The sequence below is a fragment of the Metallumcola ferriviriculae genome, assembly GCF_035573695.1.
Lineage (GTDB): Bacteria > Bacillota > JADQBR01 > JADQBR01 > JADQBR01 > Metallumcola > Metallumcola ferriviriculae.
This window is the reverse complement of sequence record NZ_CP121694.1, coordinates 1,343,301-1,357,312: the sequence shown is the minus strand read 5'-3', so window position 1 is coordinate 1,357,312 and position 14,012 is coordinate 1,343,301. Positions and strand designations below refer to the sequence as shown.

General features: G+C 45.4%; 13 protein-coding genes. All 13 read right to left on the bottom strand.

The window, feature by feature from the left end:
* Positions 1 to 728: 728 nt before the first annotated feature.
* The gene (gene larC, locus MFMK1_RS06750) at positions 729 to 1,949 is read right to left on the bottom strand and encodes a nickel pincer cofactor biosynthesis protein LarC (protein WP_366924361.1); all 1,221 of its coding nucleotides are present in this window, start codon (positions 1,947 to 1,949) and stop codon (positions 729 to 731) included.
* A complete protein-coding gene (gene larB / locus MFMK1_RS06745) occupies positions 1,949 to 2,707 on the bottom strand; it encodes a nickel pincer cofactor biosynthesis protein LarB (protein WP_366924360.1) in 759 nt (252 codons plus the stop codon). Before larB ends, larC begins: the two co-directional genes overlap by 1 nt.
* A 99-nt stretch (positions 2,708 to 2,806) precedes the next feature.
* Positions 2,807 to 3,820 (bottom strand): 4-hydroxy-2-oxovalerate aldolase, encoded by a 1,014-nt coding sequence (gene dmpG / locus MFMK1_RS06740; protein WP_366924359.1) that lies wholly within the window; start codon positions 3,818 to 3,820, stop codon positions 2,807 to 2,809.
* A complete protein-coding gene (locus tag MFMK1_RS06735; RefSeq protein ID WP_366924358.1) occupies positions 3,821 to 4,708 on the bottom strand; it encodes an acetaldehyde dehydrogenase (acetylating) in 888 nt (295 codons plus the stop codon). It lies immediately after the preceding gene.
* Positions 4,709 to 4,735: 27 nt separating this feature from the next.
* Positions 4,736 to 5,521 (bottom strand): 2-keto-4-pentenoate hydratase, encoded by a 786-nt coding sequence (locus MFMK1_RS06730; protein WP_366924357.1) that lies wholly within the window; start codon positions 5,519 to 5,521, stop codon positions 4,736 to 4,738.
* Positions 5,522 to 5,552: 31 nt separating this feature from the next.
* Positions 5,553 to 6,449, bottom strand: coding sequence for a molybdopterin-binding protein (locus MFMK1_RS06725; protein WP_366924356.1), 897 nt, complete (start codon positions 6,447 to 6,449; stop codon positions 5,553 to 5,555).
* Positions 6,450 to 6,460: 11 nt separating this feature from the next.
* A complete protein-coding gene (locus tag MFMK1_RS06720; RefSeq protein WP_366924355.1) occupies positions 6,461 to 7,276 on the bottom strand; it encodes a beta/alpha barrel domain-containing protein in 816 nt (271 codons plus the stop codon).
* Positions 7,277 to 7,371: 95 nt separating this feature from the next.
* A complete protein-coding gene (locus MFMK1_RS06715) occupies positions 7,372 to 8,628 on the bottom strand; it encodes a benzoate/H(+) symporter BenE family transporter (protein WP_366924354.1) in 1,257 nt (418 codons plus the stop codon).
* A gap of 62 nt (positions 8,629 to 8,690) precedes the next feature.
* Entirely contained in the window at positions 8,691 to 10,124 is a 1,434-nt protein-coding gene (locus tag MFMK1_RS06710; RefSeq protein ID WP_366924353.1) for a hypothetical protein, read from the bottom strand.
* Positions 10,125 to 10,126: 2 nt separating this feature from the next.
* Positions 10,127 to 10,738, bottom strand: a complete 612-nt coding sequence (locus MFMK1_RS06705) for a 4Fe-4S binding protein (protein ID WP_366924352.1) — start codon at positions 10,736 to 10,738, stop codon at positions 10,127 to 10,129.
* 27 nt (positions 10,739 to 10,765) lie between these two features.
* A complete protein-coding gene (locus tag MFMK1_RS06700; protein WP_366924351.1) occupies positions 10,766 to 11,875 on the bottom strand; it encodes a M24 family metallopeptidase in 1,110 nt (369 codons plus the stop codon).
* Positions 11,876 to 12,002: 127 nt separating this feature from the next.
* The gene (gene larE / locus MFMK1_RS06695) at positions 12,003 to 12,812 is read right to left on the bottom strand and encodes an ATP-dependent sacrificial sulfur transferase LarE (RefSeq protein WP_366924350.1); all 810 of its coding nucleotides are present in this window, start codon (positions 12,810 to 12,812) and stop codon (positions 12,003 to 12,005) included.
* 203 nt (positions 12,813 to 13,015) lie between these two features.
* A complete protein-coding gene (locus MFMK1_RS06690) occupies positions 13,016 to 13,780 on the bottom strand; it encodes an IclR family transcriptional regulator (protein WP_366924349.1) in 765 nt (254 codons plus the stop codon).
* Positions 13,781 to 14,012 lie beyond the last annotated feature (232 nt).

Genomic DNA, 14,012 nt, shown 5'->3' with positions numbered 1-14,012 from the left:
TTAAAGTAGATTAGTCTAATCGAGAAGGCTATGGATAGTGCCGCCATGTGGACAACCTTTCGCTACGCTTCAGGTTGACGCACAGGGCTCCTTGGACAACGAAAACCGTGTTGTCCACACTCTCCACAGCCTCGGCGACTGTCATTTGATCACTACGGCGATGAAAATCTTTTAAGTCTAAAGCCGACAGGTAACTTGACGACTCCTTTAAGTCAATTACGCTGTCGGCTCTCTTTTTCCTTTTTATCCGTCATGAAAACTGGCGATAATTTATATATTTTCGTCATTTAACTAGGCTGCGGACACTATCACAAAACAGATGACAGAATAAAATGTCATATATTCTTATGTATGTTAGCTTACTATTTGATGTGGAATGCAAAACAACGGCTTACACCACTTTTCGAAACTGACCAAGTAGGACAAAACAAAAAGTATACCTTTGAACACATCATAGAACGGCTAAAAAGCATTCGCAAAGAAACGGTAGAAATCGAGGGAATTGCGACAAAAGTTATCACCCAATGTGATGAAGAACAACAACTAATCTTAAACTGTCTGAATGTACAAATGAAATAGCCATACAAATGAAATTTGAAAATGCTTCAAAACCTTGATTCTACCTAGGCCCGAAGCACTTTTATTTGTAGAAGATACGACTTAATTATACAACTTATCAACCAAAAGTAAGGCCCTATCAAGGGCAAAAAGGCATCCTTGACTGGGCCTTACTTTTTCGCAAATGCGTGCTGTGCCGCAGATTTGACATACTCATAAACAACTTTAACAGGTTCTTGGAATAATTCAGCCTTGGCGCGGCAGTCTTCGTATTCGGGATTTATGGAAGTAGTTTTATTGTTCAAGGAAGCCACCTTCACCTTGATATCACCGTACTTTGTGGCCAAAGTCTTAATTTCGTAAGGCAGCATGTACTTGGTAACGGGATATGCTCTAACCCCTATGGTGCTGGTTTCCCGAAAAATGGTTTCCAGTATGCTTTCCATCTTATCTTGGTGAGTGAGTACATTCAATTTAACGGCGGGCCGATTTTTTTTCATTTGAATGGGCTGCAAAAACACGTCGTGTGCTCCCTGCGCAAAAAGCCGGTTAAAGAGGTAATCATAGAATTCAGGATTATAATCATCGATATTTACCTCAACCATCACTTCCTCCCTCTGCCGAACACTTCCACTGCCGTTAAAGCGTACATCCGGAAAGCCGCCGCTTTCTTCGGGTGTACTGTCACCTAAGGAAAGTCTCAGAAGATTGGGTATCTGCAAGTCCCTGGTACCTGCACCATAACCAATATTAGTAACGGACATAGCAGGCATTTCTCCGAAAGCGTCCGCAAGGGCGGTAATAATGGCTGCTCCCGTGGGAGTAACCAATTCTTTTTCAATTCCTTGGCAGTAGACGGGAACTCCTTGGAGCAGTTCCAATGTGGCCGGAGCCGGCAGGGGAATTTGCCCGTGGGCACATTTTGTAAAGCCCGTGCCCACATGCACCTTTGAAGCTGTGACTTTTTCCACTCCTAATAATTCCAGGCCGGCAACAGAGCCCGCTACATCTATAACTGCATCCAAAGAACCTACTTCATGAAAATGTATTTTCTCCACGGTAGTGTTGTGAACTTTTGCTTCCGCCGCCGCTATTTTGTGAAAAATTACAATGCATTTTTCTTTGACTGACGGAGAAAGGCCGCTGCCGGTAATAATCTTTTCTATATCTCGGAGGTGTCTGTGGGCATTTGTTTCGTTTATAATGACATCTACCTTGGTGCCGGATATACCGTTTTTTACTACCTGATGCTGTTCTAATGCATAGTCGGCGATATTCAGTTTACTTATTTCCTCTTTTAAACGATCAAACTCCAACCCTGCATCAACCAGAGCACCTAGTATCATATCGCCGCTTATTCCTGCCAAACATTGAAAATGAGCTGTTTTCATCAATCCGCCTCCCCCATTTTGTTTATTAAGGCGGCCGCATAGCCTGCACCGAAACCATTATCTATATTCACTACAGTAACACCGGAAGCACAGCTGTTCAACATGCTTAGCAGTGCGGCCAACCCATGGAAGCTGGCACCGTAACCAACACTGGTCGGCACGGCAATAACCGGCTTGTCCACTAGGCCGCCGACTACACTGGCCAACGCTCCTTCCATACCGGCTACAACAATCACCGCTCTTGCCTGCTGTAGTTTTTCCTGCTGGCTTAGCAGCCGGTGAATCCCAGCAACTCCGGTATCATAAAGCCGCTCTACATGATTACCCATTACTTCTGCTGTAATAGCGGCCTCTTCCGCAACCGGCTGGTCGGAGGTACCGGCACTGACTACCAAGATGTTTCCCCTGCTCTCCTGTTCTCCTCTGAGGACGGTAATCAAACGAGGAATTTTCTGGTATTGGGCGTCAGGGATAACCTCGGCTACTGCTTCATAAGCCTCCTGACTGGCTCGTGTTGCCAGAATGTTGCTGTCGCTGACTGCCTCCAATTTCTGCATAATAGCCGCAATGTGCTCAGTAGTTTTGCCGGCACAGTAGATAACCTCGGGAAAGCCGTTACGTATTTGACGGTGATTATCGATTTTTGCAAAGCCCAGGTCCTCGAAGGGGAGGCTTTTGAGAGCTGCATAAGCCTCATCTACATCAACATTGCCATGTTTTATATCTGATAATAACTGCTTAAGTTTTTTCTCATGCACTGAGTCTCACCCTTTTAGTTTATTGAGTAATATCAACTTACACCTTACTATTCCGATGTAACGCAAAAAGGATACCTGTTGCAGGTATCCTTTATCATCCTAATTTGCTGCTTGTTTCTGACTCAGCTCGTAGGCCACATCAACAATCATGTCTTCCTGCCCGCCTACAGTTTTCCGTTTTCCTAATTCCACTAGGATATCCCTGGCATCAACCTGGAATTTTTCCGCTGCGCGCAGTGAATGCAGCAGGAAACTGCCGTATACACCGGCATAGCCAATGCTTAAAGAATTTTTATCTATTACTTGAGCTCTTTTCATTTTCGGTACAACAATATCATCAGCCACATCCATTATTTTATAAAGATCTATACCCGTATCATACCCTAATTTGTCCAAAACCGCCACTAAAACTTCTGTTTGTGTATTACCAGCTCCGGCGCCAAGACCCTTACAGGTTCCATCCACCATATCTGCACCGGCTTCTACAGCCGCCAGAGTATTAGCTACAGCAAGACTCAAATTATTATGGGCATGGTGCCCAATTGGAACGGAAACGGCCTCCTTTACAGCCTTAATACGTGCTGTAACGTCTTTAGGGGTCATGGCCCCGGCCGAATCCGTAACATAAATTTTGTCCGCACCGTAGCTTTCAAACAATTTCGCCTGCTCTACTACCTTGTCTACGCCAACCATGTGGGACATCATCAAGAAGCCTACTGCTTCCATACCTAATTCTTTGGCTAATTTAAGATGCTGTTCGCCAATGTCAGCCTCAGTTACATGAGTAGCTACTCTGGCTACCTTGGCATTGTACTTGGCCGCCAGTTCCAGTTCCTCCATAGTGCCTATCCCGGGCAGGAGTAGTACGTCTAGTTTGGCGTTTTTTAATACACCGGATACCGCCTTGAGGTAATCCTCATCAGTTGCCGCAGCAAAGCCGTATTGAAATGAGGAACCGGCCAATCCATCACCATGTCCTATTTCTATGGTGTCAATACCGGCAGCATCAAGTCCTGCCGCTATTTCAGCCATATCATCGGGGGTAAACCGGTGGCTAACGGCATGCATGCCGTCTCGCAATGTGGTATCTACTATTCTAATATGCTTTGACATCTAAATTACCTCCCTTGCTTCGGGCTTTTCCAGCAGCTTTTGCGCAATTTTATCGCCAACGGCTTTTGCCGCGGATGTCATGATATCCAGGTTGCCGGCATACTTGGGTAAATAATGACCGGCGCCTACAACTTCCAACATTACCGTTACTTTATCGCCTTCAAAGATAGGCGGCACTTTCAGTCGGTAGCCGGGCACATACTGCTGAACCTTAGCCACCATTTTCTCCACTGCTTCCATAATTACCTTTTCATCAGGATTAGCTACCCTGACATATACGGTATCCCGCATTATAATGGGCGGCTCTGCCGGATTTAAAACGATGATAGCCTTACCTTGTTCCGCTCCGCCAACGTCCTCTAAGGCTTTGGCTGTGGTCTGGGTGAACTCGTCTATATTCTGTCTTGTTCCCGGCCCGGCGCTTCTGCTGGAAATGGTGGCTACGATTTCCGCATATTTAACGTCGGCTACTTCATTAATAGCGGCGACAATGGGTACTGTAGCCTGACCGCCGCAGGTAACCATGTTTACGTTCTTTTCATTGATTTGCTTGCCGACATTTACGGCCGGTACCACATAGGGCCCTATTGCTGCCGGTGTCAGATCTACGGCAATCTTATCGTCCTTTTCCAACAGTGGGGCATGCTTCATATGCGGCCTGGCACCTGTAGCATCAAAAACCATCTTGATATCCTTATTGCCTAGAATTGCCTCTATACCCTCATGAGTAGCGTTATAGCCTTTTTCTCTAGCTAATTTAAGTCCATTGGATTCCGGAACGATGCCTACTACCGTATCCAGTTCGATGTAGTCGCTGTCAATTAGTTTAAACATCAGGTCCATTCCAATATTTCCTGGCCCGATGATAGCTGCTTTTACTTTGACCAATGTTATCACTCCCATTTTCCCCTAAAATTAGTTCGCAAATACCGCTTTCACCAAACCTAAGCCGCCAAAAGTTGCGGTAAAGATGTCACTGCCGGTAACTTCGTAAGCTTTGGTCAGTGAACCGGACAGGATAATTTCCCCCGGCTTCAAAGATATATCGTACTGAGCAAGTTTGTTTGCCAACCATGCTACTGCCATAGCGGGATGTCCCAGCACTGCCGCACCTGCCGCAGTATCCAGTATGCGCCCGTTTTTCTCCAGCACCAGACCCGCATGCTTCAGGTCGATTTCCTGGACGGGGATCATTCTACTTCCAAGAATGACAGCGGCGCTGGAAGCATTATCCGCTACGGTATCCTGAATCTTTATCTTCCAATCCTTTACCCGGCTGTCTATAATTTCAAAAGCCGGCATGACACCCTCTGTAGCCTGCAGAACTTTCGACAGGGTCACTCCCGGGCCTTTTAGTTCCTCTTTTAAAATAAAGGCAATTTCCGCCTCAACCTTAGGCTGCAGCAAGTTCGACAATTTTACGGGCAGCTCTTCTTCCAGCACCATATTATCCAACAAGTGTCCGTAATCGGGCTCGGGCACGCCCAGCATTTCCTGCATTGCTCTGCTGGTAAGTCCAATCTTTTTACCTACTACTTTCGCGCCCTCGGAAACTTTCTTGTCAATATTGGTTATTTGGATCTGGTAGGCATCGTCTAATGTGATTTGCGGGTATTTTTCCGTTAGCGCCGCCACGGGGTCCAGCTCTTGGCCTGCCCGGTATAATATTTCGGCGGCTTCCTTGATTTGTGTCTTGTTCATAATCTCCCTCCTTACCTTTGTATCTTGATGTTTAATGATGCATCTCGTGTTTAAACTTATGGCCTAACTTATGACGCAGTACGTCTGCCAGCTTGGAAGCCAGCCGTTCTTTGGATACGTCTTTTTCCAACTCCGGCAGCAGAACTTCCAAACACAGTTTTACTTCATCATTTGGGCCAGGCAGCGATACAATTAAAGCATTGCCTGATTGACCAACGGCAATCCGTACACCCTCTTTTTTATGCCGGCCCTTGCCTTTTTCAAATTTAACAATATATGGAGTGGCGGCGTCGGGGTCTATCTTCAGTACCGCCTCCACAGTTTTGTCCTTATCCTCGGCACCAATGCCGCCGGTGGTAATAATTATGCCGTACCCTTCATAGACAGCCTTGCGCAGCATGCCTGATATCAGTGTCTCATCATCGTCCAAACTATCCCCTGTATTGACCTTATAGCCTGCCGCTTCCATGGTACTGCTGATCAAAGGGGTATTTGTATCTTCAATCATACCTCTCTTTACCTCAAAACCAGTGGGAAATACCTTTACCCGTTTTTGAAGATTTATCATTATTTCATCACGCATCCGCTGGGTATTATCAATGGCCCGGACAGCTTCTTCGTCATTAAGGGCAATGGAACCCAGGATACCATCAGAATGAATATCTGTTTCCGGAAAAATTTCTACTCCGGATACCTGAGATAATGCCGCCAACAACTGACGCTTCTTTCCAAAAAACTGCTCCGCATGGATGTATCGCTGCAAAATATCCAGAGTAATGTGGGTTTCCCGCACATCTACAACCAAAACCTTTTCCCGGGGCAGCATCAGTGTTTGGGAGACAACCTGGGCAATTTCGTTGAGGTTTGCATTGTTTAATTTTAAGTTTTCAATCCAAAGTTCGGTTTTTTCCAGCAGGTTTAATTCCATAACACCACTCCTCAGGTATTGATTACATCCATCTTCATATCTAATAGCGGAGCGTCTATAATTCGGCTGCCTATATCGAGAATGTCTATCCCTAACCGGGCATAATCCGGTATATCCTCGATTTGCACTCCTCCGGCAAATGCTACCTGTTTATCCTGACGGATGCCCAATTGATTGAGCACTTTTATGGCTTCCACGGCGTCCGCATGTTTACCGGTATCAATCATCAGTATATCTGCTCCGCCGGCAGCCGCTTCTGCTACTTCTTCACCAATAGAACCTGTTTCCCCTCTTAATTGAATAACTGCTAAGCGGTCAGGCATTATTTTGGCGGCTTTTAAAACAGCCGGGATACTCTTGTTGAAAATGCGAACATAGTTTTTGTCTAAATAGACAAAGGGAGTATCGGCAATGCGAAATGCAGCACCACCTATGGCCACTGCTTCCCTAACCATATGCTTGATTAACAGAGGCATCTTCTTCCAGGCCCCGGATACTATACGTATTTTGCCGTCAGCAAGCTTTACGGCTTGTGTGGAGGCAGTAGCTATACCGGAGGTCTTGGTAAGATTGCCTATCACTGCATCTTCAGCACTTGTGATTTGTTTTGGGGTACCGGAAATGGCTGCCACCACATCATCCGGTAACACCTTTGCTCCGTCTTCTGCCAGATATTCTACCTTAACTCCCAGCTCGGCCAGCTTTTCACGAGCATATTTACTGCCGGCAATTACGCCTTCTCGTTCCACCGTGATCCGGGCGGTAATGTGTTTATTGTGAATTGAATGAAATAGTATCTCTCTTACGTCAATTGTTCCGTAGTGCAACCCTGATACCCCCTTTAATTAGGATGTTCAAAAAGTGTACTTTTAGAAAAAAGGTGCAGAGCCTCTCACCTTGCATTTCATTATTCTTTTATTGTTTATTCTGTCCTTTGAAAATCTTGTGGTTCCGTCAAATATGATACTACCACTCCACCAACAAGAGCCCAAAACGGTGCACTAACCTTAAAAATGGTAATCCCACTCATGGCTATAATCAAGGCAAAGAAAGCGCCTGTCTTAAATTTCTTAGGTGCAAACGCTTCCTGGAATGCGCTCAAGAGAACGCCTATCATTGCTAGCCCTGCCACGATACCAATCAAAGACTTGGGCAATCCGGACACAAATGCTAATGCCAGGCTTGCCAGCAGACCAAAGCCACCAAAAAGGACACCGTTTATTACGCTGGCAACATAACGGCCTTCCTTGTTGTCGCCGGCTTCCTCGGAAGAGCAGATTGCGGTCATCGGCCCGGCAATGTTGGCGTTATGACCGCCAAAGAAAGCTGTTACCATCCCGCCAAGTCCACTGACGATGGTCATGGCATTAATTGGCGGCTTGTAATCTTGAGCCATCAAGACACCTGCAGCTTGGGCGTTTTCCGCACCTATTACCAGTATTGCTAAGGGAATGGCGATGGAAAGAAGTGCATCCAAACTAAACTGGGGAACCAAAAGCTGTGGTGCAACAAAAGCATAATTGGCGTTGCTCCAATCCAACCCGCCGCTGAAAGCTGCGGCAATGATACCTAACAAGAGCGCTCCCAGCACCGGCGGTATCTTCTTAGTCAGTCTGGGCAGGATGAGAAAGCCGGCTAATGCCGCTGCACCCATGATGGGCATTGCTTCAGTTGAGGTGATGATACCCGTACCAAAGCGAATCATTGCTCCTGCAATCATGGCCATAACTACCGGCAGCGGAAGCCATCGCATTACTTTAGCAATTAATCCGGAAAATCCTAACACTAATACTATTAATCCGGCAATAAAATATGCACCTGCTGCTTCATAAACCGAAAAATAATTCATTGCACTAATCATCATCACTGCTGCCGGTATTGAATAGGCACCGTTTATTGGCTGCTTATAGCGAAGGGCTAAGAAAATACTAATCAATCCGCCAAAAAAGTATATAGAGAACAGCCATGATATTGCTTGGACCTGAGAAAGCCCTCCATTGGTCGCGGCGTTAATCACCAGCAGCGCCGGACCGGTACAACCAAACACGGCTGCCACCGTACCCGCCGTAATAGTCTTGGCATTCAGATGTTTTGAGAAATCTTTCAGGCCTTCCCTTATACCTGGCCCTTTTTCAAAACGTTCATTACCGGTTTCTCTGTGTTGTACGGTAGGTTCCATTAAAATAACCTCCTTTTGGGTTTGGCTAGTTGTGGTGAGAGGCTCGTCACTTCAGATTGTTATTACTTCACTGATGCTGGGTCTATACCCCTTTGCTTCAGCCATTTGGGCAGCAGTACGTTATCCACTTTTTGGCTCACTGACGGTGCTTTTTCCTTAAGCAGTTTCGCCAGACTTTCACTGACATTGACACCGCCTGCAGCGCCGTCAAAAACAATCACCTTATCGGTACCGCTTACCTGGTAGGCATACTTCATGGCCGTATCCAACCCGTCGGCAATTACCGCGTGTTTCATATAATCAATATTTTGTGGGTCCATATTCATCAGGTCGGCCTGTTCACGGCCCACCACAATTGATGGTGCATGCTCGGAAAAGAATGCGCTTGGGTAACCACCCCAGGCATAGTTGTGCACAACCATTTTGATAGCCGGATTTATCGGAGGCACCTCTTTAGCCAAGGGCTTTCCGTCTTTTCCGTAGAACGCTTCCGTGTACCAGGTATACGGCGGTAACGGACTATCCAAATCAAACAGGTCTACATTGGCGCCGGTAAAGTTGGCATAGATAACTCCGGCAGCAAACACGTAAGGTACCGGACAGGGAAAATCAAGCCCCGCGATACATTCATCAATCTCACCCATTAGGGTCATAATCTTACCGTAATACTTACAACCGCCTACGGTAACCCTGTCATTCAATGCGTAGAGATCGTTGTCCGCATCCACACTGACCACTCCAACCGGTGACATCTCCAGAAAAGCGGTAAAAGCAAACTTACTCTGAACAAAGTCTGAAGCGAATATGGACCGGGCGGTAAAGTTGGCGCCTCTCGGACCTAAGTTCTGGTGGTAGGTGGAGCGAGTTTCTATTCTGGCATAGGACATACCAAATGGTTTTACGGCTCTATCCACCTGACGGTGAAAGTGAACCTCACGCACGTCACTGTTGTGCACATGCACCAGCCAGTCAGCATCATAAATTGCTTTGATGCCGTAGAGGGTACCTATTTCGGTCTCTATGGGAATGCCTCTGTCCACAGGTGCTACGCCTTTGGCTTTACCTTTGTAATGTTTATCCAACTCGAAGGCCTTAATGTATTCTTCCGTTTCCCTAAATCTTAAACCCACTCCGGCTCTTAAGCGAATATTATCAGTGCCGGTTCTTTCCGCTATCACGTCTCTTACCGTTCTCAGCAGTTCAGCGTATGGCTCACCGCCTTGCAGGGTAAATCCGTGGTGAGAAGCACAAACATTTACAGAATCACCAGGCTTTATCATGCTCATATCAACGTTTTCCAATGCTTTTTCTGCAGCTTCCCGAACCGAAGCAGTCCCTTTGTCACTGGGATAGATAACATCAGGAGTATCGGGGAATAGATCCTTAAGCATTAAAGATGTCATCTCCGGATATTCCGCCATTCGTTTGGTTACGTATTTGGGGTCGACTCCGTATTGGGAAACTCTTGGTTTCATCGGAGTAATCGGCTTTTTCATAATTATTTAGCCCCCTTCCTTTCAATTTTGGCCACTTCATCCAGCAATTTAATATCTTCGTCAAAGTAAAACCCTCTTTGGGAATACTTTTCTTTTACTGCATCAGATATCTCCCAAACCGTAGGCGTACGGCCGTACCATTGATAACCGTCGGGCCGCTTAGGAGTAACACCCGCTGCTTCCAACAAACGAAGTATGGGCTGAATACATTCAACCTTGCAGCCTGTACGGATGCCGGTTTGTAAGGATATCTGCTCCGGAGAGTCAGCGCCTTTGATAATAGCTGCTGCAACTTCTTCCGCTCTTGTGGTGGTACAGTAGCAGATAATTTGTTCAGGGTTGATTCTTGCTTTTTGGCATATTTCTTCAATCTTTTCCCTGCTGACCGTTTGCGGATCCACGTATACTGTGAAAGGTTCTTCTCTTTTCACCATGATAACTGCACCTTCAGGGCAGCGCTGGTTGCAGTTGCCGCAACCCCGGCACTTATCCCCATCAACGACGGATTTTTTGTTTACAATCTCGATTGCCAGGGTTGGACAAATCTTTTTACATGTGGAACAGCCGTTACACTTCTGCTCATCCACCTGAGCAAGCATTGTTACAACTCTCATTATGTTACCCTCCCATACATTTTTTTGCTAACCAACAGTAATCATATCTCGTCTAAAGTCTGTCATAAGCCGCGGTCCGTCCGCCGTTACCGAGACCACATCGGTAACCCGTGGGCCACCGAACTCTTTATGGTAGATGGTAGCCAACATTAAATCCACCACCATACCAGCTTGGATAATATGATTTCGGGTTCTTCCTATAATAGGATAAAACTCTGACTGGCGAATACCTATCCCGTGACCAATATCGTCGATAAAATACTGCCCGTAACCACCGGCTTCAATTACCTGGTAAGCAGCGTCATAGACGTCTTTGACAGCTACAGGCGGTTTTAAAGATTCAATGGCCGCTTGCTGGGCTTTCTGCAGCGTTTGGTAAATATGGTATGTTTCCGAAGGTACGTCTCCCAACGCTACGGTGCGGCACATTTTGGCGCAGTAGCCTTTGTAGGTAGCGCCCAGGTGAATAACAACGGTCTGGTTGCCCTCAATCGTTTTGTTTTGCGCATAGGGGTGAGTGAGGAGCTGTCTTTCACCGGTCAACACCTGCATCCGAAAATTAGAACCTTCCGAGCCGGCTTTGCGCATAACATACTCAGCTTCGGCCAGTATCTCCACCTCTTTGACTCCTTCTTTGACACTAGCAACCGCCGCCTCCATTCCTGTCGCCAAAATATCGCCTGCCTGCTGAATTGAAGCAATTTCTTTCTCATCCTTGATAGCACGTAACTTGTAAACGGTTTCGCTGACACTAACTAGCTGAGCATCCGTCAGTCCGGTTCGTAAGGCGTCAAATACACTAAACTCCACAAAATACTTACCAAAACCGATGGTCGGTTTCTTGATCTTTAGTCCTTGAATGACTTGGACCACTTTTTCACCCAAATTGCTGGAAGGAAATCTGTACCCCTGGACATTCTCGATAGCACCTTTTTCCTTCAAGTAAGGGGCATCCAACCAAAGAGTAACCGCTATTGGTTCGGATTTGGCGGGAATAATTACTGCTACACATGCTAACTCAGTTAAACCGGTAAAATAGATGATGTTTTCGCGGTCGGTAAACAATGCCAAATCAATACCTTGTTCTTCAATTGCCTGTTGAAATTTTTTTATCTGATTCCGGGATGTTTTTGTCATTGATTTCACCTCCTTTTTTTTGAATTTCATCTATATTCTATTATTTTGGGAAAGCTTTTTGTCTTTTTATTCGGCATGGACAAACTGGGTTTAGTTTGGATTGCTCTTTTTTCAATGGAAACTGCCATTACTTGATTGTCTCGTTCATACTCCCGGTGCGATACCCCTCAAGGTCGAGGGTAACATAGGTAAAACCGCACTGTTTTAGTTTGTCAACAATCTCCCCGGTTCGTGCCATCACTGTGCTAAATGCACTTTTATCTATCTCAATTCTTGCTGTTTCACCATGATGTCTCACCCTAAACTGTCCCAAATTAAGCTTCCGCAAATAAGATTCGGCCTGACCCACCTGCTGCAGTTTTTCTTTGGTAATCTCCGTTCCGTAGGGAAAGCGCGAACTTAGACAGGCAAATGCCGGTTTGTTCCATGTAGGCAGTTCCAGCCTTTGAGACAACTCTCTAATTTCCATTTTTGTCAATTCCGCCTCTTTCAGCGGGCTGCGCACGCCCAACTCTTCAGCGGCAAGCATGCCTGGTCTATGGTCACCCAGGTCATCAAAATTTGCCCCGTCAAGAACATGCTGCATGCCGTGCTTGTGAGCAACCGTGATTAACTTAGTAAATAATTCCTTTTTGCAATAGTAACAGCGATTAACCGGATTGCTGCTAAAACCGTCAATATCCAACTCTTCAGAATCAACAAACAGCTGCCTCGCACCAATACTGTCTGCGATTTGCCGAGAGGCTTCCTGTTCTTCAACAGGATAGGTAGATGAGCGGGCAGTAACTGCCCAGACATTATCCTTTCCTAAAGCAATTACAGCAACTTTTAGTAATAAGGTACTGTCCACCCCGCCGGAAAATGCTACCAAAACACTTTCCATATTTTTAATAATTTGTGTTAAGTGAGACTGTTTTTGATCCATTTTGGCTGACATGAGGACGCTCCTTTACTGCAATGGAATTATTTAGGCCAATTTGTTCGGCATTATCAAATGCTGTTTAGTTTATATATATTCGATTTGTTTTCATAAATTCCTTCTTCAATTAAAAATTTTTTTGTTCTATTAAACAAAAATTAGCGAAAGAGTAATTACTCTTTCGCTAACAACTAACAAGTTTATTAAGCTACTAATCCAATTTAGAACCCAAGAGATTGTGATATTTCCAACGCCGCTTCCGTAACTGAGTCCGACATTTCTTCCAGCTTGGTTAAAGGCATGCGCAGAGAAGGACCCGCAATACTAATACCGGCAATCACTTTACCTGAATAATCCCGAATGGGCGCAGCAACACATCTTAAACCTTCCTCAATTTCTTCATTATCAATGGCATGACCTTTGGAGCGCACCTCTGCTAAATGACGCTCCATAGTTTCCTCATCCGTAATAGTATTTAATGTAAATTTAGGGAACCCATAACTTCGAAAAATCTTTTTTCTTTCTTCCGGTTCCATCCAGGCCAGCAGCACCTTCCCCACTCCCGTACAATGGGCAGGAAGCCTTGTTCCTATTTCTGTATGAATACGTATTGACTGAACACTTTCTTGTTTTTCAATATATACAACTTCTCCCTGACGCAATACGACCATATGAACCGTTTCATTATGCCTATCGGAAAGCTTTTTCAAGACAGGTTTGGCTTTATTACGCAAATCCAGATTTTGTAAAGCTGCATTGGCTATCCCCAGTATAGAGATTCCTAGTAAATATTTGCCGCTTTCTGAATCTTGTTCTACGTACCCCCTGTTTAATAATGTATTAAGGGTTCCGTGCAGGGTGCTTTTGTTTACGACAAGCAATTTACTCAATTCAGTAACACCTATTGGTCTTTTTTCATCTGCCAATATTTCCAGCACATCTAATGCTTTATCTATAGATTTGATTGTATTTTTCCCATTATTCATGGAACCCCTCCCGGTCGACATAGTCAAACAGTATACAAGTACATTGTTGCATATTGTTCGCAAAAAATAAAGCCCTTTCTTTAAAAAGCTATAATTCTTCACCCCTGCTATGTTCCCATATGTAAACAGAGCACACTCACCCAATCACTGCCCGGCCTCTTTTGGCGGGTGTAAACTAAGGTACTGTGAGGATACGCGCAAAATTATTCGTTTACTGCATATCACTAGCGTT

What these genes read in the sequence shown, in the direction of transcription:
- larC (WP_366924361.1), bottom strand. Translation starts at nt 1,949, where the DNA reads ATGAAAACAGCTCATTTTCAATGTTTGGCAGGAATAAGCGGCGATATG.
- dmpG (WP_366924359.1), bottom strand. Translation starts at nt 3,820, where the DNA reads ATGTCAAAGCATATTAGAATAGTAGATACCACATTGCGAGACGGCATG.
- MFMK1_RS06730 (WP_366924357.1), bottom strand. Translation starts at nt 5,521, where the DNA reads ATGAACAAGACACAAATCAAGGAAGCCGCCGAAATATTATACCGGGCA.
- MFMK1_RS06725 (WP_366924356.1), bottom strand. Translation starts at nt 6,449, where the DNA reads ATGGAATTAAACCTGCTGGAAAAAACCGAACTTTGGATTGAAAACTTA.
- MFMK1_RS06715 (WP_366924354.1), bottom strand. Translation starts at nt 8,628, where the DNA reads ATGGAACCTACCGTACAACACAGAGAAACCGGTAATGAACGTTTTGAA.
- MFMK1_RS06710 (WP_366924353.1), bottom strand. Translation starts at nt 10,124, where the DNA reads ATGAAAAAGCCGATTACTCCGATGAAACCAAGAGTTTCCCAATACGGA.
- MFMK1_RS06705 (WP_366924352.1), bottom strand. Translation starts at nt 10,738, where the DNA reads ATGAGAGTTGTAACAATGCTTGCTCAGGTGGATGAGCAGAAGTGTAAC.
- MFMK1_RS06700 (WP_366924351.1), bottom strand. Translation starts at nt 11,875, where the DNA reads ATGACAAAAACATCCCGGAATCAGATAAAAAAATTTCAACAGGCAATT.
- larE (WP_366924350.1), bottom strand. Translation starts at nt 12,812, where the DNA reads ATGTCAGCCAAAATGGATCAAAAACAGTCTCACTTAACACAAATTATT.
- MFMK1_RS06690 (WP_366924349.1), bottom strand. Translation starts at nt 13,780, where the DNA reads ATGAATAATGGGAAAAATACAATCAAATCTATAGATAAAGCATTAGAT.